This window comes from Streptomyces netropsis, assembly GCF_014203545.1.
GTDB lineage: Bacteria > Actinomycetota > Actinomycetes > Streptomycetales > Streptomycetaceae > Streptomyces > Streptomyces netropsis.
Map to the genome: position 1 here is coordinate 502,566 of NZ_JACHJG010000001.1, position 23,448 is coordinate 526,013.

General features: G+C 70.5%; 23 protein-coding genes. 11 read left to right on the top strand and 12 right to left on the bottom strand.

Translation table 11 applies throughout. From position 1 onward, the window contains the following. The first annotated feature begins 48 nt into the window (after positions 1–48). Positions 49–543: a DUF3145 domain-containing protein gene (locus FHS38_RS02240; RefSeq protein WP_184730075.1), complete on the top strand. Its 495-nt coding sequence runs from the start codon at positions 49–51 to the stop codon at positions 541–543. Between the two features lie 179 nt (positions 544–722). On the opposite strand, the gene fabF is transcribed toward FHS38_RS02240, so the two are convergent. The 5 genes from fabF to FHS38_RS02265 form a co-directional block, all read right to left on the bottom strand. After that, a complete protein-coding gene (gene fabF / locus FHS38_RS02245; RefSeq protein WP_184730077.1) occupies positions 723–1,985 on the bottom strand; it encodes a beta-ketoacyl-ACP synthase II in 1,263 nt (420 codons plus the stop codon). 66 nt (positions 1,986–2,051) lie between these two features. After that, positions 2,052–2,300, bottom strand: coding sequence for an acyl carrier protein (locus FHS38_RS02250; RefSeq protein WP_130877605.1), 249 nt, complete (start codon positions 2,298–2,300; stop codon positions 2,052–2,054). Between the two features lie 101 nt (positions 2,301–2,401). After that, a complete protein-coding gene (locus FHS38_RS02255) occupies positions 2,402–3,406 on the bottom strand; it encodes a ketoacyl-ACP synthase III (protein WP_184730079.1) in 1,005 nt (334 codons plus the stop codon). A 13-nt stretch (positions 3,407–3,419) separates the two neighbouring features. Next, a complete protein-coding gene (locus FHS38_RS02260) occupies positions 3,420–4,373 on the bottom strand; it encodes an ACP S-malonyltransferase (RefSeq protein ID WP_184730081.1) in 954 nt (317 codons plus the stop codon). An 89-nt stretch (positions 4,374–4,462) separates the two neighbouring features. After that, positions 4,463–5,647, bottom strand: coding sequence for a PucR family transcriptional regulator (locus FHS38_RS02265; protein WP_184730083.1), 1,185 nt, complete (start codon positions 5,645–5,647; stop codon positions 4,463–4,465). 56 nt (positions 5,648–5,703) lie between these two features. Between FHS38_RS02265 and FHS38_RS02270 the strand changes: the two genes are divergently transcribed. Next, positions 5,704–6,387 (top strand): pirin family protein, encoded by a 684-nt coding sequence (locus FHS38_RS02270; protein ID WP_184730085.1) that lies wholly within the window; start codon positions 5,704–5,706, stop codon positions 6,385–6,387. Between the two features lie 110 nt (positions 6,388–6,497). Here the strand turns inward: FHS38_RS02270 and FHS38_RS02275 are convergent, their stop codons facing one another. Beyond that, positions 6,498–7,316, bottom strand: a complete 819-nt coding sequence (locus tag FHS38_RS02275; RefSeq protein ID WP_184730087.1) for a serine hydrolase domain-containing protein — start codon at positions 7,314–7,316, stop codon at positions 6,498–6,500. A gap of 146 nt (positions 7,317–7,462) precedes the next feature. Between FHS38_RS02275 and FHS38_RS02280 the strand changes: the two genes are divergently transcribed. Both FHS38_RS02280 and FHS38_RS02285 read left to right on the top strand, forming a co-directional pair. After that, positions 7,463–7,933 carry a MerR family transcriptional regulator gene (locus FHS38_RS02280; protein ID WP_184731078.1) on the top strand — a complete coding sequence of 157 codons (471 nt, stop codon included), beginning with the start codon at positions 7,463–7,465 and terminating at the stop codon, positions 7,931–7,933. Further along, entirely contained in the window at positions 7,930–8,946 is a 1,017-nt protein-coding gene (locus FHS38_RS02285; RefSeq protein ID WP_184730089.1) for an aldo/keto reductase, read from the top strand. The genes FHS38_RS02280 and FHS38_RS02285 overlap by 4 nt, the downstream gene beginning before the upstream one ends. 150 nt (positions 8,947–9,096) lie before the next feature. On the opposite strand, the gene FHS38_RS02290 is transcribed toward FHS38_RS02285, so the two are convergent. From FHS38_RS02290 to FHS38_RS02305, 4 genes are all read right to left on the bottom strand, one after another. Next, the gene (locus tag FHS38_RS02290) at positions 9,097–9,774 is read right to left on the bottom strand and encodes a response regulator (protein WP_184730091.1); all 678 of its coding nucleotides are present in this window, start codon (positions 9,772–9,774) and stop codon (positions 9,097–9,099) included. After that, a complete protein-coding gene (locus FHS38_RS02295; RefSeq protein WP_229821880.1) occupies positions 9,771–11,042 on the bottom strand; it encodes a sensor histidine kinase in 1,272 nt (423 codons plus the stop codon). Before FHS38_RS02295 ends, FHS38_RS02290 begins: the two co-directional genes overlap by 4 nt. Before the next feature lie 98 nt (positions 11,043–11,140). Then, a complete protein-coding gene (locus tag FHS38_RS02300) occupies positions 11,141–12,013 on the bottom strand; it encodes a DUF4429 domain-containing protein (RefSeq protein WP_184730095.1) in 873 nt (290 codons plus the stop codon). 110 nt (positions 12,014–12,123) lie between these two features. After that, positions 12,124–13,341, bottom strand: coding sequence for an alpha/beta hydrolase (locus FHS38_RS02305; RefSeq protein WP_229821879.1), 1,218 nt, complete (start codon positions 13,339–13,341; stop codon positions 12,124–12,126). 341 nt (positions 13,342–13,682) lie between these two features. On the opposite strand from FHS38_RS02305, the gene FHS38_RS02310 reads away from it, so the two are divergent. After that, a complete protein-coding gene (locus FHS38_RS02310) occupies positions 13,683–14,081 on the top strand; it encodes a peptidase inhibitor family I36 protein (RefSeq protein WP_184730097.1) in 399 nt (132 codons plus the stop codon). A gap of 224 nt (positions 14,082–14,305) precedes the next feature. On the opposite strand, the gene aceE is transcribed toward FHS38_RS02310, so the two are convergent. Next, on the bottom strand, positions 14,306–17,038 hold the full coding sequence (aceE, locus tag FHS38_RS02315) for a pyruvate dehydrogenase (acetyl-transferring), homodimeric type (RefSeq protein WP_184730099.1): 2,733 nt from the start codon (positions 17,036–17,038) through the stop codon (positions 14,306–14,308). A gap of 470 nt (positions 17,039–17,508) precedes the next feature. Here aceE and FHS38_RS02320 point away from each other — a divergent pair, with 470 nt between their 5' ends. The 6 genes from FHS38_RS02320 (at position 17,509) to FHS38_RS02345 (ending at position 22,158) form a co-directional block, all read left to right on the top strand. Next, positions 17,509–17,931 carry a DUF3052 domain-containing protein gene (locus tag FHS38_RS02320; protein ID WP_184730101.1) on the top strand — a complete coding sequence of 141 codons (423 nt, stop codon included), beginning with the start codon at positions 17,509–17,511 and terminating at the stop codon, positions 17,929–17,931. A gap of 183 nt (positions 17,932–18,114) precedes the next feature. Beyond that, positions 18,115–18,573, top strand: coding sequence for a peroxiredoxin (locus FHS38_RS02325; RefSeq protein WP_184730103.1), 459 nt, complete (start codon positions 18,115–18,117; stop codon positions 18,571–18,573). A 242-nt stretch (positions 18,574–18,815) separates the two neighbouring features. Further along, a complete protein-coding gene (locus tag FHS38_RS02330) occupies positions 18,816–19,391 on the top strand; it encodes a TerD family protein (RefSeq protein WP_130877592.1) in 576 nt (191 codons plus the stop codon). Between the two features lie 141 nt (positions 19,392–19,532). Beyond that, complete coding sequence (locus FHS38_RS02335) at positions 19,533–20,108, top strand: TerD family protein (protein WP_184730104.1); 576 nt, start codon at positions 19,533–19,535, stop codon at positions 20,106–20,108. Positions 20,109–20,157: 49 nt separating this feature from the next. Further along, a complete protein-coding gene (locus FHS38_RS02340; RefSeq protein ID WP_184730106.1) occupies positions 20,158–21,300 on the top strand; it encodes a DUF475 domain-containing protein in 1,143 nt (380 codons plus the stop codon). Positions 21,301–21,414: 114 nt separating this feature from the next. Continuing rightward, positions 21,415–22,158, top strand: coding sequence for a TerD family protein (locus tag FHS38_RS02345; protein ID WP_184730108.1), 744 nt, complete (start codon positions 21,415–21,417; stop codon positions 22,156–22,158). Positions 22,159–22,210: 52 nt separating this feature from the next. Here the strand turns inward: FHS38_RS02345 and FHS38_RS02350 are convergent, their stop codons facing one another. Next, on the bottom strand, positions 22,211–23,287 hold the full coding sequence (locus FHS38_RS02350; protein ID WP_184730109.1) for a TerD family protein: 1,077 nt from the start codon (positions 23,285–23,287) through the stop codon (positions 22,211–22,213). Positions 23,288–23,448: the final 161 nt, after the last annotated feature.

The following is a 23,448-nucleotide window of genomic DNA, read 5'->3' on the forward strand; positions in this document are numbered from 1 at the left end:
CGCGAGGCCGCTGGGGAAGGCGAACCTCGAACCGCACTGGAGGTCCCGGTGACGACACGTGGAGTTCTGTACGTGCACTCCGCGCCGCGCGCGCTGTGCCCGCACGTCGAATGGGCCGTCGCGGGCGTGCTCGGTGTGCGCGTCACCCTCGACTGGATCCGACAACCCGCCGCGCCCGGCACCTGGCGCGCCGAGTTCTCCTGGCAGGGCGAGCCCGGCACCGCCTCCAAGCTCGCCTCCGCGCTGCGCGGCTGGCACCTGCTGCGCTTCGAGGTGACCGCCGAGCCCTGTGCCACGGCGGAGGGCGAGCGCTACAGCTCCACCCCCGACCTCGGCATCTTCCACGCCGTCACCGGCATCCACGGCGACATCCTGATCCCCGAGGACCGTCTCCGCGCCGCTGTGGCACGGGCCGGGCGGGGCGAGAGCGATCTGCGCGCCGAGGTCGACCGGCTGCTCGGCAAGCCCTGGGACGACGAGCTGGAACCTTTCCGCTACGCGGGCGAAGGCGCTCCCGTCCGGTGGCTGCACCAGGTGGTCTGAGTCACGCGATCGAACGTCTGTCTGTCACTGTTTGAGTGAACCCGGCTACATTTCCCCCGATGCCCCGCCCGCCTGGGGCGCCTCCCGCTGAGCGCGCCGAGCCCGCGGATCGAGGGAACGCGAAGGCCCGCCCGGTCGGACGACCGGGCGGGCCTTCGTCATGCGTCGACGAGCGGTGATCAGACCGAGCGGAGCGCGAGGACCACGTTGTGGCCGCCGAATCCGAAGGAGTTGTTGATCGCCGCGATGGAGCCCTCGGGGAGGGGGCGGGGCTCGCCACGGACGATGTCCGCGTCGATGTCCTCGTCCATCTCCTCGATGTTGATGGTCGGCGGGGCCATCCGGTGGTACAGGGCGAGGACGGTCGCGACCGTCTCGATGCCGCCGGCGCCGCCGAGCAGGTGACCGGTCATCGACTTGGTCGCGGAGATCGCGACGTGGTCGAGGTCGTCACCGAGGATCTTGCGGAGCGCCTTGACCTCGGCCGCGTCACCCTGCGGGGTGGACGTGGCGTGCGCGTTGAGGTGGACGACCTCCGACGGCTTGAGGTCGGTTGAGTCCAGCAGGTTCTGCAGGGCGGCGGCGATGCCGCGGCCCGTCGGCTCGGGCTGGGCGATGTGGTGGCTGTCCGCGGACAGACCCTGGCCCAGCACCTCGCAGTAGACCCGGGCGCCGCGCTTGGCGGCGTGCTCGGCCGACTCCAGGATGACGACGCCCGCGCCCTCGCCGAGGACGAAGCCGTCCCGGCCCTTGTCGTACGGGCGGGAAGCCTTCTCCGGCTCGTCGTTGTTCTTCGACATCGCCATCATGTTGGCGAACGCCACGATGGGGAGGGGGTGGATGGCCGCCTCGGTGCCGCCGGCGACGACCACGTCGGCACGGCCGGTGCGGATCATCTCGACGGCGTAGCCGATCGCCTCGGCGCCGGACGCGCAGGCGCTGACCGGGGTGTGCACACCCGCCTGGGCGCCCACCTCCAGGCCGACGTTGGCGGACGGGCTGTTGGGCATGAGCATGGGCACGGTGTGCGGGGAGACGCGGCGGACGCCCTTCTCCTTGAGCACGTCGTACTGGTCGAGCAGGGTGGTCACGCCGCCGATACCGGAGGCGATGACCGTGCCGAGCCGCTCGGGCGCGATGGAGGCGTCGTCACCGGCCTTGGCGGTGAAGCCCGCGTCGGCCCAGGCCTCGCGGGCGGCGATCAGCGCGAACTGCGCCGACCGGTCCAGCTTGCGGGTGAGCGGGCGGGGCAGGACGTCCTCGGGGTCGACGGCCACCCGGGCGGCGATGCGGACCGGAAGGTCGGCGAAGCGCTCACCCACCAGGGGCTTGACGCCGGAACGCCCGGCGAGCAGCCCTTCCCAGGTCGATGCGCTGTCGCCACCCAGCGGTGTGGTTGCGCCGATACCGGTGACGACCACGGTGCGATTGGTCGAGTTCACAGGAATTCTGTCTCCACGTGTAGAGGTGCTGGAACCGCCACCGCCGGGGTGGCGACGAACGCTTGGTCAGTCCTGGTGCTTCAGGATGTAGTCGGCAGCGTCACCGACGGTCTTGAGGTGCTTGACGTCCTCGTCGGGGATCTTCACGTCGAAGCGCTCCTCGGCGGCGACGACGACCTCGACCATGGACAGCGAGTCGACGTCCAGGTCGTCGGTGAAGGACTTGTCCAGCTGGACGTCCTCGACGGGGATGCCGGCGATCTCGTTGACGATCTCCGCGAGACCCTTGAGGATCTCTTCCTGAGTGGCGGCCATTGTGGCGCTCCTTCGATATTGCGGTGGAACTGCGATGTGAGAACTGCGTATGTGGTGAGGGTCCGCGGCGGCCGGTGGAAGCCGTTCCGCGCGGAACTCGCCTAGGGGAGGGTAACGACCGTCGCGGCGTACACGAGACCCGCCCCGAATCCGATGACGAGCGCGGTGTCCCCGCTCTTCGCCGCCCCTGTCGCCAGGAGCCGCTCCATGGCCAGCGGAATGGAGGCCGCGGAGGTGTTGCCCGTGGTCTCCACGTCACGGGCGACCGTGACGGTGTCCGGCAGCTTCAGCGTCTTGACCATCGAGTCGATGATCCGCATGTTGGCCTGGTGCGGGATGAAGACGTCCAGGTCCTCCGGGCTGACGCCGGCCTCGTCCAGCGCCTGCTGGGCGACCTTCGCCATCTCGAAGACGGCCCAGCGGAAGACCGCCTGGCCCTCCTGGGTGAGAGCGGGGAAGCGTACCTCGGTCTCCTCGCGGTAGGCGTCCCAGGCGATGGTCTGCTTGATGGTGTCGGCCTTGTCGCCCTCGGAGCCCCACACGGTGGGGCCGATCGCCGGCTCCTTCGAGGGGCCGACGACGACGGCACCCGCGCCGTCACCGAACAGGAAGGCCGTGGAACGGTCCTCCAGGTCGGTCAGGTCCGAGAGCCGCTCGACACCGATGACCAGCACGTATTCGGCGCTGCCGTCGGTGACCATGCCCTTGGCGAGGGTCAGGCCGTAGCCGAAGCCCGCGCAGCCCGCGGAGATGTCGAACGCGGCGGGCTTGCCCGCCCCGATCTTGTGCGCGATCTCGGTCGCGATCGCCGGGGTCTGCTTGAAGTGCGACACCGTCGAGACGATCACGCCGCCGACCTGCTCGGGGGTGATCCCGGCATCGGCGATGGCCTTGCCCGCGGCCTCGATGGACATCGCGGCCACGGTCTCGTCCGGGCCGGCCCAGTGCCGGGTGGCGATGCCGGAGCGCGAGCGGATCCACTCGTCGGACGAGTCGATGTGCTTGAGGATCTCCTCGTTCGGCACCACCCGGACCGGGCGGTAGCCGCCGACGCCGAGGATGCGCGCGTACGGAGTGCCCTTGGCGGGCTTGATCTTCGCGGTCATACTCTCGGGCTCCTTATTCGGCCGGGGTCTCGGCGGCGGCGGTGTGCTCGGCGATCAGCGCACGGGCGGCGTCGAGGTCGTCCGGGGTCTTGAGAGCGAGAGTCTTCACACCGGGCAGGGCGCGCTTGGCGAGGCCCACGAGGGTGCCGCCCGGGGCAACCTCGATCATCGCCGTGACGCCCAGCTCCTTGAAGGTATCCATGCACAGGTCCCAGCGGACCGGGTTGGCCACCTGGCCGACGAGCCGGGAGACGACCTCCTGGCCGGTGGCCACGGTCCGGCCGTCCTTGTTGGAGACGTAGACCGTGTGCGGATCGGTGACGGTCAGCTCCGAGACCGCCGACTCCAGTGCGGCGACGGCCGGGGCCATGTGCGGCGTGTGGAACGCGCCGGCCACCTTCAGCGGGACGACCCGCCGGGTGCCCTCGGGCTTGTCCTCGGCCAGCGCCGCCAGCTGCTCCAGGGTGCCGGCGGCCACGATCTGGCCCGCGCCGTTGACGTTCGCGGGGATCAGGCCGAGCTTCTCCAGGTGCGGCAGGACCACCTCGGGCTCACCGCCCAGCAGGGCGGACATGCCGGTCTCGGCGGCCGTCGCCGCCTCGGCCATGGCCAGGCCGCGGCGTCGTACGAGCGTCATGGCGGCCTGCTCGGACAGCACGCCCGTGAGCGCCGCGGCGGCCAGCTCGCCGACGCTGTGGCCGGCGGTGGCGCCGACGAGGCGCGCGAAGTCCTCGGGCTTCGGGATCAGCTGACCCGCGGAGACCAGGGCCGCCGCGACCAGCAGCGGCTGGGCCACCGCGGTGTCGCGGATCTCGTCCGCGTCGGCGTTCGTGCCGTAGTGGACCAGGTCCAGGTCGATGGCAGCCGACCACTCCCGGAGGCGGTCTTCAACACCGGGGAGGTCGAGCCAGGGGGTCAGGAAGCCGGGCGTCTGAGCGCCCTGGCCGGGAGCGACGAGTACGAGCACCCTCACACTCTCTCTCGTGGACGGCATCGGCCACCCGTGGGGACAGGGACGAAGAACCGTCAGGGGAATTGTTGACGTCTGACAAAAGACTAAGACTGCGACTCCGCGTCGGCCAGACGCCCCAGGATCAGTGCGACCCGCAGGGTAAAGGCGGAGCGCACATCGGAGGGTGACCATCCGGTGACGTCCGTCACACGTCGGAGGCGGTATCGCACGGTGTTTGGGTGGACGAACAACATCCGCGCCGCACCTTCCAGGCTGCTCGCCTGTTCCAGGTACACGCTCAGGGTCTCCAGCAGCGCGGAGCCCGCTTCCTCCAACGGTCTGTAGATCTCCTCCACCAGCTGGTCACGGGCGGTTGCGTCACCGGCCATCGCCCGCTCCGGCAGGAGATCGTCGGCCAGCACCGGCCGGGGCGCATCCGGCCAGGCCGCGCACGCCTTGAGCCCGGCGGCCGCGGCCTGCGCGGAGCGCGTCGCGGCCAGCAGGTCGGAGACCACCGGCCCGGCCACCACGGGCCCGGCCGCGAACGGGCCGATCAGCGCCTTCGCCGTCTGCAGCGGATTGTCCGAGCCGCCCGCGATCACCACCAGCCGGTCCCCGAGCACCCCGGTCAGCACCTGGAGCTTCGCGTGCCGCGAGGCCCGGCGGATCGCCTCGACCGTCAGCTCGCTGTCACCGTTGGGGGCGGTGCCCAGCACCACGCAGACGTGCGCGGGCGAGTTCCAGCCCAGGGCGGCGGCGCGGGAGAGCGCCCCCTCGTCGGCCTCGCCCGAGAGCACGGCGTTGACCACCAGCGACTCCAGCCGGGCGTCCCACGCGCCGCGTGCCTCGGCGGCCTGCGCGTACACCTGGGCCGTGGCGAAGGCGATCTCGCGGGCGTAGACGAGCAGCGCCTCGCGCAGCACCGACTCGTCGCCCGGGGCCGCCACCTCGTCGATGGCCGACTCCATGACCTCGATGGTCGTGCGGACCATCTCCACGGTCTGGCGCAGCGTGATCGCCCGGGTCAGCTCCCGGGGGGCCGTACCGAAGACGTCGGTGCTGATCGCCTGCGGAGTCTCCGGATGCCGGAACCACTCCGTGAAGGCCGCGATACCGGCCTGGGCGACCAGGCCGATCCAGGAGCGGTTCTCCGGGGGCATCGCCCGGTACCACGGCAGCTGGGCATCCATACGGGCGATGGCGGCGGCGGCCAGAGTGCCGGAGGACTTCTCCAGGCGGCGGAGGGTGGCGCTGTGCGAATGCGGGGTGTTAGCGGCGGGTTCAGGCACGGGACAAGCCTGCCTTATTCGGGTGCGGAGCGGGGTGGCCGGGCTACCGTAGCCCGATGACGCAGGGACGACCGATCATCCAACGGGCGGGGGAACGCTTCCGCGGCGGGGACCTACCGGCCGGTATCGAAACGTGGCACGCCTTCTCCTTCGCCGGCTTCTACGACCCGGACAATGTGCGCTTCGGTCCGCTCTCCGCCTGCAACGAGGAGCACCTGGCGCCCGGCGCCGGCTTCGCGGAGCACCCGCACCGGGACACCGAGATCGTCACCTGGGTCATCGAGGGCGAGCTCACCCACGAGGACTCCACCGGCCATGTCTCGGTGGTGCGCCCCGGCGACGTCCAGCGGCTCGGCGCGGGCGCGGGCGTGCGGCACGTGGAGCGCAACGCGGGGGCCGCTCCGCTGCGGTTCCTGCAGATGTGGCTCACCCCGTCGGAGTTCGGCGGGGATCCCTCGTACGAGGTGGTGCGCGGCCTCGCCGACGGCACGCCGTACGCCCTGACGCGGGGGGACGCGAGCCTGCGCGTGTGGCGGCTCGACCGGGGCACCGGCGCCGACCTGCCGGCCGCGCCGTGGCTGTACGCGCACGTGGTGCGGGGAACCGTCCGGCTCGGGGACGAGGAACTACGGGCGGGTGACGCGGCTCGCGTCGTGGACGCGAGCCGGCTGCGCGCCGAGGCGGTGGACCCCGCCGAGCTGCTCGTGTGGGAGATGCACGCCGAGCCGCACTTCGGGTGACCCCGGCGCGGGGCGCCGGGGCCTGACCGGCCCGGGTGTCCGTGGCGGGCAGGGCCCCGTCACCGGGTGGCGGGGCGGACCGGGCTCATGGGCTGACGGGCGCGGAAGGGTTACGCCCCGCGCAGCTCGGCGAGGACCGCGTCCGTGAGCGGGGGCCAGGCCTCGATCGCCCAGTCGCCGAAGGCGCGGTCCGCGAGGGCCACGCACGCGGCGTTCGCCTCCGGGTCCACCCACAGGAACGTGCCCGACTGGCCGAAGTGCCCGTAGGTCCGCGGCGAGGACGAAGTGCCCGTCCAGTGCGGGGACTTGCCGTCACGGATCTCGAAGCCCAGGCCCCAGTCGTTCGGCCGCTGGTGTCCGAAGCCCGGCAGCACCCCGGGCAGCCCGGGGAAGACCACCGACGTGGCCTCGTCCACGGTCTGCCGGGACAGCAGCCGCGGCGCCTGGAGTTCGGCGGCGAAGCGCGCCAGGTCGGCCACCGTCGAGACGCCGTCCTTGGCCGGGGAGCCGGGCAGGTCCGTCGCCGTCATGCCGAGCGGCTCCAGCACCGCCTGGCGCAGATACTCGGGGAAGGGGATGTCCGCGGCCTTGGCGAGATGGTCGCCGAGCGTCTCGAACCCGGCGTTGGAGTACAGCCGCCGGGTCCCCGGCTCGGCCATCGTCCGCTGCTCGTCGAAGGCCAGCCCGGACGTGTGCGCGAGCAGGTGACGGACCGTGGAACCGGCGGGACCCGCCGGTTCGTCCAGCTCGATCGCGCCTTCCTCGACCGCCACCAGCACCGCGTACGCGGCCAGCGGCTTGGTCACGGACGCCAGCGCGAACCGGCGGTCGGTCGGCCCGTACGACCCCGCCCAGCTGCCGTCGGCACGCACCACGGCGGCTGCGGCGTGCTCCACCGGCCAGTTTTCGATCTTGCGCAGGCTCTCCATGACGAGGAGCCTAACCCGGTACCCCACCAGGCCAAGATTGCCTCAAGTATCCGCTTGCTTGGAGTGCACTCCAACTCTCTAGCGTTGAGTCCGTCGCAAGGGCACAGACCGTGCAGCCATGCGGAGGGGTACTGATGGGGACTGCGATGACCGTGATCGACGACGCGCCGGCGGAAGTGCGGGCCTGCGGTGAGCTGGAGCGCCAGCGGCACCGGCGCCCGGAGGGGCGGGACCGCTTCACGATCAGTGAAGTGGCCGACTACACCGGTCTGTCCGCGCACACCCTGCGCTGGTACGAGCGGATCGGGCTGATGCCACTGGTGGACCGCTCGCACACCGGCCAGCGCCGCTACGGGCCCCGGGACCTGGACTGGCTGGACCTGGTGGGCAAGCTGCGGCTGACCGGCATGCCGGTGGCCGACATGGTCCGCTTCGCGGAACTGGTGCGCCAGGGCGAGGAGACGGTCGCCGAGCGCGAGCGCCTGCTGAGCGCGCACCGGGAGGACGTACGGCGGCGCATCGCCGAGCTGCGGAGCACGCTCGACGTCCTCGACTACAAGATCGATATCTATGCCGACGCCCGTCGCCGGGCGTCCGAAGGAGCCTCACGCACATGAGCAACGACAGGATCGACACCGTAGCGCTCGGCACCGGCGGACCGCTGGTCGGCGTGCAGGGGCTCGGCTGCATGGGCATGAGCGCCTCCTACGGGCCGACCGACGAGACCGAGGCCCGGGCCACGCTGGAGCACGCCCTGGAGCGGGGCGTCACGCTGTTCGACACCGCCGACATCTACGGCTTCGGGCGCAACGAGGAGTTCATCGCGCCCTTCGTCCGGGCCCATCGGGACCACCTCACGCTGGCCACGAAGTTCGCCATCGAGCGCCGCGAGGACGACCCGTCGTTCCAGGCGATACGCAACGACCGCGGCTACATCCGCGCGTCCGTCGAGGGCAGCCTGCGCCGCCTGGGCGTCGACCACATCGACCTCTACTACATGCACCGCCGCAACGTGGACGTGCCGATGGAGGAGAGCGTCGGCGCGATGGCCGAGCTGGTGGCGGAGGGCAAGGTCCGCCACCTCGGCCTCAGCGAGGTCTCCCCGGGCGAACTGCGCACGGCGCACGCGGTGCACCCGATCGCGGCGGTGCAGTCGGAGTGGTCGCTGTTCAGCCGGGACGTGGAAGCGGGCGTCGTCGACGCGGCCAAGGAGCTGGGCGTCGCCTTCGTGCCCTACTCGCCGCTCGGCCGCGGTTTCCTGACCGGCTCGTTCGTGAGCGCGGACAAGGAGCTGGACACCAAGGACTGGCGGCGCACGCAGCCCCGCTTCACGGGCGACAACGCCGCGGCGAACGCGGCGCTGCTGGAGCCGGTACGGAAGATCGCCGAGGCGCGCGGCATCTCCCTGGCGCAGGTCGCGCTGGCCTGGGTGCAGCAGCGCGCGGAGGTCCACGGCCTGTCCGTGATCCCGATCCCGGGCACGCGCAAGCGCACCCGCATCGAGGAGAACCTCGCGGCGACGCGCATCGTGCTGGACGCGGCGGAGCTGGCGCAGCTGGAGCCCATCGCCGGCAAGGTCGCGGGCAACCGCTACACGGACATGACGTTCACGGCGGTCGGCCGGGAGTAGCCCCTCCCTCCGGGCGGGGCCGGGAGGCGGGAGCCGGCGGGCCTTCGGCTGCGGGCCGTCTTGCCGCCTGCGGCGGGGGCGCCCTGCGGGCGCGTCCTCAATCTCCCCCAGCTACCGCTGGGAGGTGCCCCCAGCGGGCTTGATGCGGGGCTACCGTTCGCCCGGCGAGACCAGCCCCGACTCGTAGGCGTAGATCACCGCTTGGGCCCGGTCGCGCAGGCCGAGCTTGGCGAGGACGCGGCCGATGTGGGTCTTCACGGTCTGTTCGGCCAGGATCAGCGAGCCCGCGATCTCCTGGTTGGACAGGCCGCGGGCGATGAGTCCGAGGACCTCGGTCTCACGCGGCGTCAGACCGCCCAGGCGCAGGGCCGGGTTCTTGCGCGGCGCGGGGCGTTGCTTGGCGAAGTCCGCGATGAGGCGGCGCGTGACGGAGGGGGCCAACAGGGCCTCGCCGGCGGCGACGACCCGCACGGCCGAGATCAGGTCGGCGGGCGGGGCGTCCTTGAGGAGGAAGCCGGAAGCGCCCGCGCGCAGCGCCTCGTAGACGTAGTCGTCGACGTCGAACGTCGTGAGCATCAGCACCTTCGGACGGTGCGTCACCCCGATCGGCGGGTCCAGGAGTCGCCGGGCGGCCTCCAGGCCGTCCATCTCCGGCATGCGGACGTCCATCAGCACCACGTCCGGGTGCGTGCGGCGGCTCACCTCCACGCCCTGCCGCCCGTCCGGGGCGTCGCCGACGACGTCGATGTCGGGCTGGGCGGCGAGCAGGGCCGCGAAGCCCGCCCGCACCATGGCCTGGTCGTCGACGATGATCACCTTGATGGTCATGCGGTGAAGAGTTCCTCTTCTGTTCCGGTGGTGAGGGGAAGCCGGGCAGCGACCCGGAAGCCGCCGTCCGGCAGCGGGCCGGTGTCGAGGGTGCCCCCGACGAGGCGGACGCGTTCGCGCATGCCGACCAGGCCGTGACCCGTGCCGCTCGTCTCCAGGGGCGGCGCGTCCGCGTCCGGGGCGGTGGCGTTGACGACCAGGACCATCAGACCCGTACGGTCCGGGTCGACGGTGACCGACACCCGCGTCGCGGCACCGGGGGCATGCCGGACGACATTGGCCAGCGCCTCCTGCGTGATGCGGTAGGCGGACAGGTCCACGGTCTGCGGCAGCCCGGTCGGCAGCGGGTCCGGCATCGCCAACTCCACCGGCAGCCCGGCCCGCACGGTCGCCTCGACCAACTGCGGGATCCGCTCCACACCCGGCTGCGGCGCCCGCTCCGAGGCGCCGCCCTCGCCGGAGGCGTCCTCGCTGCGCAGCACGCCCAGCAGCCGGCGCATCTCGGTCAGCGACTCGCGGGCCGTCGAGGCGATCGAGCCGAACTCCTCCCGGGCTTCCGGCGGCAGGTCGGTGAGCCGGTAGGGCGCGCTGTCGGCCTGCACGGTGATCACCGACATGTGGTGGGCGACGACATCGTGCAGCTCGCGGGCGATGCGGGTGCGCTCCTCGAGGAGGGTGCGGCGGGCCCGTTCGGCCTCGCTGATGGTCTCCTGCTCGGCCAGCGCCCGCTGGGCGTCGCCCCGTTCGCGCAGCGCGCCGCCCACCACCATCAGCACGCCGCCCAGCACGACCAACGACACCCAAGTGCCGTTGTCCCGCTCGGGGGAGATGCCCTTGAAGACGACGCTCGCGGCGAGGACCAGCAGCCATACCGTCAGGAGCGTACGACGCCGCTCGCGCAGGCCGACGGCGAACATCAGCAGCAGCATGCCGATGATGGCCATCGGCGGCCACGGCCAGGGACGGTCCTCCTGCACCGGTACGGCCAGCAGCGCCGCCGCGCCCGCCACGTCGGAGACGAAGACGATCACCCAGGCCCGCAGCGGCCGGCGGACGGCCATCAGCAGGGGCAGGGTCTGCAGCACGGCGAGCGCGACGGCGAGGTCGGGGTGCAGCCCGTAGTCGTTCGAGAGCACCATGCCGGTGACGGGCAGCAGGATGGCGATGAAAAGGACCGCGACGCCGTACGGCAGCCGCCGCACCCATCGGCGCCGGGAATGGCCGAACAGGGGTGCCGGAAGCGGGGTGGTGGTGCGTGACTTGGACATGGCCCGTTCAGCGTAGGCGGCCGGGCCCGGCCGGACATCACACCAGGGTGCCGACCCGGGGGTCATACCCCGGTATCACCCGGCCCGGCCGGGTGCGGTCAGAGCTCGGCCAGCAACTGCGCCTTCTTCGCGCTGAACTCGTCGTCGGTCAGCAGCCCCGCCTCGTGCAGCGCGCCCAAGTGCCGGATGCGGTCGGCGATGCCGCCCGGGTCGGGGCGGCCGGCGTGGACGCGGCGCGGGGCGGGAACGGGCACGCCCCGGCCGGACTGGGCCCGCACGGCCTCGAGGACCGCCGCCGCGAAGGGCAGCGATTCGTGGACGAGGCCGTAACCCATGCCGAAGACGACGGCCGCCGGGTCCTGGTCGGTGTCGCCCGGCCGGCTGCCCTCGGAGCCGCGCGGGACGAGCCGCAGATGGCCGCCGAGGACGTCCGGGGAGCGCCACTCGACGCCCGCCAACTCCTCGACGGGGAAACGCTGGTCGCCGGCCTTCCACTTGGTGGAGGAGGCGCCGGTCCAGAACCAGCGGAAGGAGACGGCCCTGCCGTCGAAGGACGCCTTGCCGTCGTAGGCCTTGAAGGACAGCGGGGGGACGGGCGCGGCGACCAGATGCCGCTCGGCGGGCTCGGCGGCACGCGGGCCGAGCCGGGCCCGTATCTCGTCGGCGTAGTACTCCGCGAGCAGCTCGCGCTCGGCGGGCAGCACCAGCCGGTACGGATCGCAGCTCTCCTTGAGCTGCCCGTCCGACACGTCGATCAGCGGATCCGCGCCCGGTCTGGGCACAGCACGCAGGACCACCGTGCCGCGCTTCCCCGCGGCCGGCTCGACGGCCGCGAGCGCCTCGTAGGGGATGCGTCGCTCGCCGAGCGCCTGGAGCAGCTTCGGCGTGCGGATCCCCCGTTCGAAGCGGATGAGCACGGAGTCGGTGTCGAACTCCCAGGCGGCATGGAAACCGGCCAGCACATCACCCATGCGCTTCATCGTATGCGGCGGCCGCCCGCCCGTCCCCCCTCCCGGCGCTACGCGCGTCAATCCGGTGGCCTGAAGGGGCCGGTGGCCACCCGGGAGCGGCCCGGCTCCGCTCAGGCGGCGGAGCAGTCGGCGTCGTCCTTCGCGCAGGTGACGGAGGTGACGGCGCCGACCCCGATCCCGGCGAAGTTGGCCAGACTGATGGTGCCGGGCTCGAAGTACCCGGCGTGGCCCTTCGCGTCGCGGGCCGACAACAGCCGGGCCCCGAAGGCCGCGGAGACCGGGTCGGCGCCGTGGCCGAGGCCCCCGACAGCCAGGTGCGGAACGTCCTGAATCCAGTCGTCCGCATCACGCATCGCCCAGATCCGCGCGCTGGTGCGCAGTTCGGAGACCCGCTCGGCCCGCATGCCGGGGCTGCCGGCCACCGCGACGTCCGTGACTCGGGAGGGCAGCTCGCGGGCGGCGACGCCGCAGACGACCGAGCCGTAGCTGTGGCAGAACAGCGAGACCGGTGAGCCGCCGGGCAGCGCCCGCACGAGCGCCCGCAGCCGCAGGGCCCCCTCGGCGGCGAGCTTGCCCGTCGCCGCGTCCATGCCGACGCCGTTGGGGGAGGTGTAGTCGGCCCAGGCTATGACGGCGGTCCTGGTGCCGGGGGCGGCCTTCCGCTCGGCCGCGTAGAGCGAGCGGGCCATGCCCACGGGCGCGGTGTGGGCACGCTGGCTCTTCTCGAAGGTCAGCACATTGGTGTCGACGCCGGGCACCACGACCGAGACCCGGTCGGCCCGGTCGAGGTCGCCGAAGACCTCCGCGACCCGGCCGGAGCCGCTGGGGTCGAAGGCGAGGACCTGCCGGTCCTTGCTCATCAGCGAGGCGAAGCGGTGCATGCGTCGCCCCGCCTCGTGGCGGCCGGAGGGGGTGAGCCCGCTCGCGTGCCTGCGGTGCTCCTCGACCTTACGGGCCTTGGCGAGCGCGATCCGGTTGGCGCGGTAGCGCAGCTCGACCGGGGCGCCGTCGAGGTTGCCGACGACCAGGGGGTAGCGCTCCGCGAGCCGGGTCCGCTGGTCTCCGGTGAGGGAGCCGAGGAAACGGGCCACGGCGGCGGACCCCGCCTCGGGGGCGGGCAGCGGACGTCCGCCTATGGAGTCGTGCAGCCAGGCGCTCAGCGAGGCCGCTCTCGGGTCGGAGTCCCCCTGGTGCCCTCTGACCGCCGTCCAGCCGGTCGTGGCGAGCATGACGAACACCACGGCCAGGGCGAGCAGCGCGCGCATGGCCGTGGCCGAGTTCGTCCAAGGCAGGGAGGAGGGAGAGCCGAGCTCCGGGAAAGAAGTCACCGCCAGACACCCTAGGAGAAAGCTGTGGCTATCCGGGAAGCCGGTGAGCTATCTCACGTTTGATGAGGGGCAATTACGCACACTCGTGCTCACCCCGCTCAAGTACGCCAATTTTCCGCCAACGCGGGTCCGATCCGGTCGAGATGTCCGGTCCGGAGCCGGCGCTCCCGTCCTCCCGCCCGGAGCCGGCCCGTGACCGGCATCACCGTGCAGGACACCCGCCGGACACCCCGCCGGACGGGTTCCCCTATCCGGGCCCTGCGCGCTTTTCGCCCTTGGCAGCGGTGATCACCGACGAGGAGGATCGGCGTACGCCATTCCGATTCAGGGGAGTGATCCATATGCGGACGATCCGCACCGCGGCCCTCGCCATGGGCTTCGCTGCCCTCGCGGGGACTCTGACCGCCACGAGCGCGCAGGCCGCGCCCGCGCCGTCCCCGGCCCGCACGGCCCGCGTCACGCCCGGCGCCTGCGCCGCCGGGCAGCTGTGCCTGTGGCAGAAGACCGGGTTCCACGGCACCCGGTCCACGAGCGAACTCACGGACATCGCCATCGAGAGCTGCGTGACCTTACCGGCCGGTACGAGCGCGGCGTCCCTCGTCAACCGCACGGGGCGCCCCGTCACCACGTATCAGAGCGCCACCTGCGGGGAGACGGGCGAGTTCGACACGTACCCGTCCGGGAGCTGGGTGCCGGAGTCGCCGTACCAGGTGAGGGCGTACAAGGTCTGGGAGCACTAGGGACTGTCCGGCGGATCCTTCCCCGGTCCCGCCCCTTCCCGGAACGGGGGGCGAGCCCCGGGCCCCCTTTCCGTGCTCCGCACGGTGTCCTCAAGCGCCGGACGGGCTGATTTCAGCTCGTCCGGGGGCGTCGGCGCCCCGAACTGCCGCTGCCCCGGCCAGCAAGGGCTGGCCGGGGCAGCGGCAGTGGAAAGCGGGGGTGGTCTCCCGCCGGGTGCGAGCGACTACGCGTCGCCGCCCGCGGCGCCCGGGTCGGCCGCCGTGACGTCGAGGAGCTGGTAGCGGTCGATCGCCTGCTTCAGCGCCGAGCGGTCGACCTTGCCCTCCTTGGCGAGCTCGGTGAGCACGCTGAGGACGATCGACTGCGCGTCGATGTGGAAGAAGCGACGGGCCGCGCCACGCGTGTCCGCGAAGCCGAAGCCGTCCGCGCCCAGCGAGGTGTAGGTGCCCGGCACCCAGCGCGAGATCTGGTCCGGAACCGCCCGCATCCAGTCGGACACGGCCACCTTCGGGCCCTCGGCGCCCTGGAGCTTGCTCGTCACGTACGGGACGCGCAGGTCCTCCTCCGGGTGCAGGAGGTTGTGCTCCTCCACCTCGATGGCGTCCTTGCGCAGCTCGTTCCAGGAGGTCGCCGACCAGACGTCCGCCTTGACGTTCCACTCCTCGGCCAGGATCCGCTGGGCCTCGACGGCCCACGGCACCGCCACGCCGGAGGCGAGGATCTGCGCCGGGATGGCGCCCTGCTCGCCCGCCTTGAAGCGGTAGAGGCCCTTGAGGATGCCCTCGACGTCCACGTCCGCCGGCTCGGCCGGGTGCTGGATCGGCTCGTTGTAGACGGTCAGGTAGTAGAAGACGTCCTCGGCGTTCTCGCCGTACATCCGGCGCAGACCGTCCTTGACGATGTGCGCCATCTCGTAGCCGTACGCCGGGTCGTAGGAGACGACGGCCGGGTTGGTGGACGCCAGCAGCTGCGAGTGGCCGTCCGCGTGCTGGAGACCCTCACCGGTCAGCGTCGTACGACCGGCGGTCGCGCCCAGCACGAAGCCGCGCGAGAGCTGGTCCGCCATCTGCCAGAACTGGTCACCGGTGCGCTGGAAACCGAACATGGAGTAGAAGACGTAGACCGGGATGAGCGGCTCGCCGTGCGTCGCGTAGGCCGAGCCCGCCGCGATCAGGGAGGCCGTGCAGCCCGCCTCGGAGATGCCGTCGTGCAGCATCTGACCGGTCGGCGACTCCTTGTACGCGAGCAGCAGCTCGCGGTCCACGGCCTCGTACTGCTGACCGAGCGGGTTGTAGATCTTCGCGGACGGGAAGAACGCGTCCATGCCGAAGGTGCGGTACTCGTCGGGGGCGATCAGCACGAAGCGCTTGCCGATCTCCTTGTCCCGCATGAGGTCCTTCAGGATGCGGACGAAGGCCATGGTGGTGGCGATCGACTGCTGTCCCGAGCCCTTCTTCGCGGTCGCGTAGGCCTTGTCGTCCGGGAGGGCCAGCGGCTTCGCGCGCACGACGCGGGTCGGCACGTAGCCGCCCAGCGAGTTGCGGCGGTCGTGCATGTACTGGATCTCCTCCGAGTCGCGACCCGGGTGGTAGTACGGCGGCAGGCCGGACTCCAGCTCCTTGTCGGCGATCGGGATGTGGAGACGGTCCCGGAAGCGCTTGAGGTCGTCGACCGTCAGCTTCTTCATCTGGTGGGTCGCGTTGCGGCCCTCGAAGTTCGGACCGAGGGTCCAGCCCTTGACCGTCTGCGCGAGGATCACGGTCGGCTGGCCCTTGTGCGCCTTGGCCGCCGCGTACGCCGCGTAGATCTTCTTGTGGTCGTGACCGCCACGGCCCAGGTGCAGGATCTGGTCGTCGGACATGCCCTCGACCATCTTCCGCAGCCGCTGGTCGTCGCCGAAGAAGTGCTCACGGATGTACGAACCGGTCTCGGTCGCGTACGTCTGGAACTGGCCGTCCGGGGTGCTGTTGAGCTTGTTCACCAGGATGCCGTCGCGGTCCTGCGCGAGCAGCGGGTCCCAGGAGCGGTCCCAGACCAGCTTGATGACGTTCCAGCCGGCGCCGCGGAACTGCGACTCCAGCTCCTGCATGATCTTGCCGTTGCCGCGGACCGGGCCGTCGAGGCGCTGCAGGTTGCAGTTGACGACGAAGGTCAGGTTGTCCAGACCCTCACGGGCGGCGATCGACAGCTGGCCGAGCGACTCCGGCTCGTCCATCTCGCCGTCGCCCAGATACGCCCACACGTGGGACTTGGAGGTGTCGGCGATGCCGCGCGCCTCCATGTAGCGGTTCATGCGGGCCTGGTAGATCGCGCCGAGGGGGCCGAGGCCCATCGAGACGGTCGGGAACTCCCAGAAGTCCGGCATGAGCCGCGGGTGCGGGTAGCTGGACAGGCCGTAGGGGGCCTTGGACTTCTCCTGGCGGAACGCGTCGAGCTGCTGCTCGGACAGTCGGTCCAGCAGGAAGGCACGGGCGTAGACGCCGGGGGAGGCGTGGCCCTGGAAGAAGATCTGGTCGCCGCCGTCGCCCTCGTCCTTGCCACGGAAGAAGTGGTTGAAGCCGACGTCGTAGAGCGACGCGGAGGAGGCGAAGGTGGCGATGTGCCCGCCGACGCCGATGCCCGGGCGCTGGGCGCGCGACACCATCACGGCCGCGTTCCACCGGGTCGCGTTGAGGATCTTGCGCTCGATCTCCTCGTTACCGGGGAAGAACGGCTCGTCCTTGGTGGCGATGGTGTTGACGTAGTCCGTGCTGCGCATCTCGGGCACGGCCACACGCTTCTCACGCGCGCGCTCGATCAGGCGAAGCATGAGGTAGCGGGCACGTTCCCGGCCTCGCTCATCGACGGCTGCGTCGAGCGAGTCGAGCCATTCCTGGGTCTCTTCGGGATCGAAGTCCGGGACCTGGCTGGGAAGGCCGCCAATGATGATCGGGTTGCGATCGGATCCGGGAGCCACGCTGTTCCTTCGCTGTTCGGGTCGTTGTGTCCTGCACGCAAACGATGCTGCGCACGCGGTCACATACGGTCTTTGCTTATGTCGCGCCGTCCCATCGTGGACCGCGGCGGCGCAAACGTCATCTCTACTGATCGGTAACCACCGCTCGTGAGATGAAGCGCCGAAGGCCGACCGACGCGCGGCAGCCAAATCGCAACCATACGCCCCCTATGGGGGTCGTCCGCGTACGGCCGTTCGGACCCGATTGCCGTAATCGTGCGGTGCAACTTCACAAAACCGACAGAACGCTGTGTCGTGAATCACTCGCCCGTGCTCTTCCATGGTTGGAGTTGCGGCGAGACGTCAACGTTTGGGCGGGGTGGAGGGCCGGGTACTTGCGCGAACCGCCCGTCACGTGTGGACTACCGCCAATGCCTCGCGTAAGCGAGGAACAACAAGACATTTTCTCGAAACAAGACAGGAGGCAATCCGTGAGCGCGACCGCGGACCACGCGGAGGAGCGGACCAACCCTGCCGCCAGGCTGGGTTTCCAGCCCGGGCAGGTGGTCCAGGAGATCGGCTACGACGACGATGTCGATCAGGAGCTCCGCGAGGCCATTGAGGAAATCACCGGCCAGGATCTCGTTGACGAGGAATACGACGACGTGGCGGACGCCGTCGTCCTGTGGTTCCGCGACGAGGACGGCGACCTGACGGACGCGCTCGTGGACGCCATCGGCCTGCTCGAGGACGGTGGGATCATCTGGCTGATGACGCCCAAGACCGGCCGCGACGGCTACATCGAGCCGAGCGACACCAGTGAGGCGGCGCAGACCGCGGGTCTGAGCCAGACCAAGAGCGTCAGCGTGGCCAAGGACTGGACCGGCGCCCGCCTGGTCGCCCCGAAGCGCTAGCCCTCCAGGGCCGGCCTTCCCACCGCCGAGCACGACCACCGCGCCCCCCGGCAGCACCGCTGCCGGGGGGCGCGCTGTATCGCGCGGGGGGCGCAGTGACACACTGGCCGCAACCCGCCGGCGGGTAGGCCGTGATCGACCGACCCAGGGCCGGCATTTTGTCGAGACGAGGGATGCGAACCCATGGCGATTGAGGTCGGCACCAAGGCCCCGGACTTCGAGCTGAAGAACCAGCACGGCGAGACCGTCCGGCTCTCCGACTTCCGTGGTCACAAGAACGTCGTACTGCTCTTCTACCCCTTCGCGTTCACCGGCGTGTGCACCGGTGAGCTGTGCGCCCTGCGCGACGAGCTGCCGCAGTTCGCCAACGACGACGTGCAGCTGCTCGCCGTCTCCAGCGACTCCCCCTTCTCGCTGCGCGTCTTCGCCGAGCAGGAGGGTCTGGAGTACCCGCTGCTGTCCGACTTCTGGCCGCACGGCGAGGCCGGCCGCGCCTACGGCGTCTTCGACGAGGAGAAGGGCTGCTCGGTCCGCGGCACCTTCATCATCGACAAGGAGGGCGTCGTGCGCTGGACGATCGTCAACGGCCTGCCGGACGCGCGCGACCTGAACGAGTACTCCAAGGCGCTCGCCGCCCTCTGATCCGGCCGATGGTTCGCCCGGTGATTCGTCCAAGGAGCTCCGGGCATGCGACCGTCGTCCGTTTCGCTGTAGTTTGAGTCACTTCGAGGGCAATCCGAGCGCTCTCCGCGTGCCCTTGCGTGCAAGACCCTGTAATCGGTGGGAACCGGTCACTAGGATCAAAACGTTGATCGGATGCCATCGCACAACGGGGGCGCAGGTCTCGCCGAGTGGTTCCGGCCCCCTCAACCAATGGAGGACTCGTGGGAGTCAGTCTCAGCAAGGGCGGCAACGTCTCGCTGACCAAGGCGGCCCCGAACCTGACCGCGGTCATCGTCGGTCTCGGCTGGGACGCCCGTACCACCACCGGTACGGACTTCGACCTGGACGCCAGCGCCCTGCTGGCGAACGACCAGGGGAAGGTCACCAACGACCAGAACTTCGTCTTCTTCAACAACCTCAAGAGCCCCGACGGCTCCGTCGAGCACACCGGTGACAACCTCACCGGTGAGGGCGAGGGTGACGACGAGGTCATCAAGGTCAACCTGGCCGGCGTCCCGGCCGATGTGCAGAAGATCGTGTTCCCGGTCTCCATCTACGAGGCCGAGTCGCGCACGCAGAGCTTCGGCCAGGTGCGCAACGCGTACATCCGCGTGGTGAACGCCGCCGACAACAACGAGCTGGCGCGCTACGACCTGAGCGAGGACGCCTCGACGGAGACCGCCATGGTCTTCGGCGAGCTGTACCGCAACGGCGCCGAGTGGAAGTTCCGGGCCATCGGCCAGGGCTACGCCTCCGGCCTGCGCGGCATCGCCCAGGACTTCGGCGTCAACGTCTGACCTCGGCGGTCGCACTCGACCGATCATCCTGATCGCGTCCGGCGCCGCACACCCGCCCCAGGCCTTCGCCGTGGGCCGGGAGTGCGGCGCCGGACGCGCATGGACACCCATCTCGTTCCATCTCGGGGAGGAATCAAGATCATGGGCGTAACGCTCGCCAAGGGAGGCAATGTCTCCCTCTCCAAGGCCGCACCGAATCTCACCAACGTGACCGTCGGCCTCGGCTGGGACGCGCGCTCCACCACCGGAGCCCCCTTCGATCTCGACGCCAGCGCGCTGCTCTGCGCGAACGGCCGGGTGCTCGGTGATGAGTACTTCGTCTTCTACAACAACCTCAAGAGTCCCGAGGGCTCCGTCGAACACACGGGCGACAACCTCACGGGTGACGGCGACGGCGACGACGAGTCGATCCTGATCGACCTCGCCAAGGTGCCGATGTCCTGCGACAAGATCGTCTTCCCGGTCTCCATCCACGACGCCGACACCCGTGGTCAGAGCTTCGGCCAGGTCAGCAACGCCTTCATCCGCGTGGTCAACCAGGCCGACGGCGCCGAGCTGGCGCGCTACGACCTGAGCGAGGACGCCTCCAGCGAGACGGCGATGATCTTCGGTGAGGTCTACCGCTACGGCGGGGAATGGAAGTTCCGAGCGGTCGGACAGGGGTACGCGTCGGGACTGCGGGGCATCGCTCTAGACTTCGGGGTCAACGTTTCGTAAAGCCGCGCCACGGCGCGGGGGACCTCGTACTTACACGATTGGGTAGCCAGTGGTTCTGAAAACCTTCGGTTGGTCCTTCGGCATCACCGCCCTGGGACTGGTCGCAGCGTGGTTCTACGGGGGGTGGGAAGCGTTCGGGATCGTCGCGATCCTGTCCGTCCTCGAGATCTCGCTGTCCTTCGACAACGCCGTGGTCAATGCCGGAATCCTGAAGAAGATGAGCGCCTTCTGGCAGAAGATCTTCCTCACCATCGGTGTCCTGATCGCCGTCTTCGGCATGCGGCTGGTCTTCCCCGTGGTCATCGTGGCGATCAGCGCCCAGGTCGGCCCCATCGAGGCCGTCGACCTCGCGCTGAACGACAAGGACCAGTACCAGCAGCTGGTGACCGACGCCCACCCGGCGATCGCGGCCTTCGGCGGGATGTTCCTGCTGATGATCTTCCTCGACTTCATCTTCGAGGACCGCGACATCAAGTGGCTGGGCTGGCTGGAGCGCCCGCTGGCGAAGCTCGGCAAGATCGACATGCTGTCGGTCTGCATCTCGCTGATCGTCCTGATGGTCTCGGCGATGACCTTCGCGACGCAGGCGCACCAGCACGGCGGCACGCACGTCGACAAGGCGGCCACGGTGCTGCTGGCAGGCGTCGGCGGTCTGATCACCTATCTGATCGTCGGCGGTCTCTCCGCCTACTTCGAGGACAAGCTCGAGGAGGAGGAAGAGCGCGAGCACGAGCTCGAGGAAGCGGCCAAGAAGAGCGGCAAGAAGGCCCCGGCCATCGTGCTCGCCGGCAAGGCCGCGTTCTTCATGTTCCTCTACCTCGAGGTCCTCGACGCGTCCTTCTCCTTCGACGGTGTCATCGGCGCCTTCGCCGTCACCAACGACATCGTTCTGATGGCGCTCGGCCTCGGCGTCGGCGCCATGTACGTCCGGTCCCTCACCGTCTACCTGGTCCGCCAGGGCACCCTGGACGACTACGTCTACCTGGAGCACGGCGCGCACTACGCGATCGGTGCGCTGGCCCTCATCCTGATGGTCTCCATCCAGTACGAGATCCCCGAGATCGTCACCGGTGGCATCGGTGTGGCGCTCATCGGCTGGTCGTTCTGGTCCTCCGTGCGCCGCAACCGCGCCCTCGCGAGGAACGGCGACCCGGACTCCGGCGACAAGGCCGAGGTCCCGTCCGGCGTGTGACCGGGGCATAAACGAGGAACGCTCTAAGCGGGGCGGTCATGAGGCGAGTCCTCGTGGCCGCCCCGCAGCGGTTTCGGGGTGCGATTCGGGGCGAAACAGGGTGGGGGTCGAGGGATGGAGTTCCGGGACAGGTTTTTCGGCAACTGGGGGCGGGCGAGCGCACGCCAGTTCGACACCAGTGGCACCAACGGATCGGTGGAGCTGACCAAGCGCAATCCCACCTTTTCGCTGACCAAGCAGGGCGCCCTTTCGGGCAATCTGCGGGTCAATCTCTCCTGGCGGATGCGGACGTCGGACTTCGGTGACCGGCCCGCGTTCGGCACCGGGCTGCGTCATCCGTTCCGCAAGTTCCGACCGGAGATGGTGCAGGCGCAGGGTCCCGCCATGGTCAACGTGGACCTCGACCTCGCCTGTATGTATGAACTCCAGGATGGTGCCAAAGGCGTGGTCCAACCGCTCGGCAACATACTGGGCAGCCTCAACAACGCGCCGTACGTCCAGCTCAGCGGGGACGACCGGTTCGGCTCGGGGTCCGGCGAGACGATCTACGTCAACATGGACCACCGGGACAAGATCAAGCGTCTGCTGATCTTCGTCTACATCTACGACGGCACCCCGGCGTTCGACCGTACGCACGCCCTGGTGACGCTCTTCCCCGGCAACGGGCCCCAGATCGAGATCGCGCTCAACGAACGCGCCCCCGAGGCCCGCTCCTGCGCCGTCGTGATGCTGGAGAACGTGAAGGGCGAGATCATCCTGCGGCGCGAGATGAAGTACGTCTACGGCTTCCAGGCGGAGCTGGACCGGTTGTACGGCTGGGGCCTGCAGTGGGGCAGGGGGTACAAGACGAAGGTGTGAGCGGGGGTCCGACGGGTCGGAGCCCGCGCTCACACCTGGGTTCAGCCGTCCCTCACCGGTTCTGCTGGAACTGCGGCCCCTGCGGCGGCAGCCGGAAGGCCGGGTCGGGCACGGGCCGCGCCTGCGGATACCCGTAGGACGGCTGGTGCGGCTGCTGCTGCGGGTAGCCGTACGAGGGCTGGGCCGGCGGCTGCGCCGGGGGCGGGGTCACGGGCGCCGGGGGCTGCTGCGGGTAGCCGTACGCCGGTGCCCCCGTCGCCCCGGGCGCCTGGGCCGACGGCTGCTGGGGATAGCCGTACGCGGGCTGGGCGGCAGGCACCGACGGCGGCACCGACGGCGGTGCGGTGGGCGGTGGCGGGTAGCCGTAGCCGGGCGCCGACGTGGACGCGGGCGGCGTGGCGGGGGGCTGCGGGGCCGCTACGGGCTCGGAGGCGGGTGCGGGGATGATGGCCTGGGTCGCGTCCGTGTCGTCCGTGGCGGGGCCCTGTGCGCCCTCCGGGCCGGTTGCGGCCCGTGAGGCAGTCGGTGCGGCGGCGGACTCGGGTGCGGCCACGCCCTCGGCGCCCTCGGACTCGTCCACGGAGATCCCGTACTCGGTGGCCAGGCCGACCAGCCCGGACGCGTACCCCTGTCCCAGCGCCCGGAACTTCCAGCCCTCCCCGCGGCGGTACAGCTCTCCGCAGAGCATGGCCGTCTCGTCGCCCGTCTCCGGCTGCACCTCGAAGACCGCCACGGGGTCCCCGGAAGGCTGAGACGTCTGCGTGCCGCCCGCCGTGTCGTACAGCAGCACCCGCAGGTCCCGGACCTGCCCGAAGGAGCCGCCGTCCGCCGAGGCGGCCAGGACGACCCGGTGCACCGAGTCGTCCAGCATCGCCAGATCGGCCTCGATCGAGTCCGTCAAGCCTTCGACCAGCCGCTTTTTCGGCAGATGGCGGACCAGGCCGGACGGGTGCCGTGGCTGGTTGTAGAAGACGAAGTCCTCGTCCGAACGCACACGCCCCTCGTCGCCCAGGAGCAGCGCCGAAGCGTCCACGTCCGGGACGCCCGGGCCGGGAGTCCAGCGCAGTACGGCCCGTACGGTCCGGGCCTCCAGCGGGATGTTCGACCCCTTCAGCATCGCGTGCGTCATGCCCGCAATCCTGCCCTCCCGCGTGGGCCGCGGACAACGTAGGGGGCGGTTACGCGGTCGGCATCGGTGACACTGGACACCGGAAGGACCCACGTGAGTCATGAGATCGTCATGGACTTGGGGAACTCTTGACCCAACGCCGGACGTACCATAATCGGCCA

Coding starts and splice junctions, on each gene's coding strand:
- FHS38_RS02250 (WP_130877605.1), bottom strand. CDS start 2,300: ATGGCCGCCACTCAGGAAGAGATCCTCAAGGGTCTCGCGGAGATCGTC.
- FHS38_RS02255 (WP_184730079.1), bottom strand. CDS start 3,406: ATGACCGCGAAGATCAAGCCCGCCAAGGGCACTCCGTACGCGCGCATC.
- FHS38_RS02270 (WP_184730085.1), top strand. CDS start 5,704: ATGACGCAGGGACGACCGATCATCCAACGGGCGGGGGAACGCTTCCGC.
- FHS38_RS02275 (WP_184730087.1), bottom strand. CDS start 7,316: ATGGAGAGCCTGCGCAAGATCGAAAACTGGCCGGTGGAGCACGCCGCA.
- FHS38_RS02280 (WP_184731078.1), top strand. CDS start 7,463: ATGACCGTGATCGACGACGCGCCGGCGGAAGTGCGGGCCTGCGGTGAG.
- FHS38_RS02285 (WP_184730089.1), top strand. CDS start 7,930: ATGAGCAACGACAGGATCGACACCGTAGCGCTCGGCACCGGCGGACCG.
- FHS38_RS02290 (WP_184730091.1), bottom strand. CDS start 9,774: ATGACCATCAAGGTGATCATCGTCGACGACCAGGCCATGGTGCGGGCG.
- FHS38_RS02295 (WP_229821880.1), bottom strand. CDS start 11,042: ATGTCCAAGTCACGCACCACCACCCCGCTTCCGGCACCCCTGTTCGGC.
- FHS38_RS02300 (WP_184730095.1), bottom strand. CDS start 12,013: ATGGGTGATGTGCTGGCCGGTTTCCATGCCGCCTGGGAGTTCGACACC.
- FHS38_RS02310 (WP_184730097.1), top strand. CDS start 13,683: ATGCGGACGATCCGCACCGCGGCCCTCGCCATGGGCTTCGCTGCCCTC.
- FHS38_RS02325 (WP_184730103.1), top strand. CDS start 18,115: ATGGCGATTGAGGTCGGCACCAAGGCCCCGGACTTCGAGCTGAAGAAC.
- FHS38_RS02335 (WP_184730104.1), top strand. CDS start 19,533: ATGGGCGTAACGCTCGCCAAGGGAGGCAATGTCTCCCTCTCCAAGGCC.
- FHS38_RS02345 (WP_184730108.1), top strand. CDS start 21,415: ATGGAGTTCCGGGACAGGTTTTTCGGCAACTGGGGGCGGGCGAGCGCA.
- FHS38_RS02350 (WP_184730109.1), bottom strand. CDS start 23,287: ATGACGCACGCGATGCTGAAGGGGTCGAACATCCCGCTGGAGGCCCGG.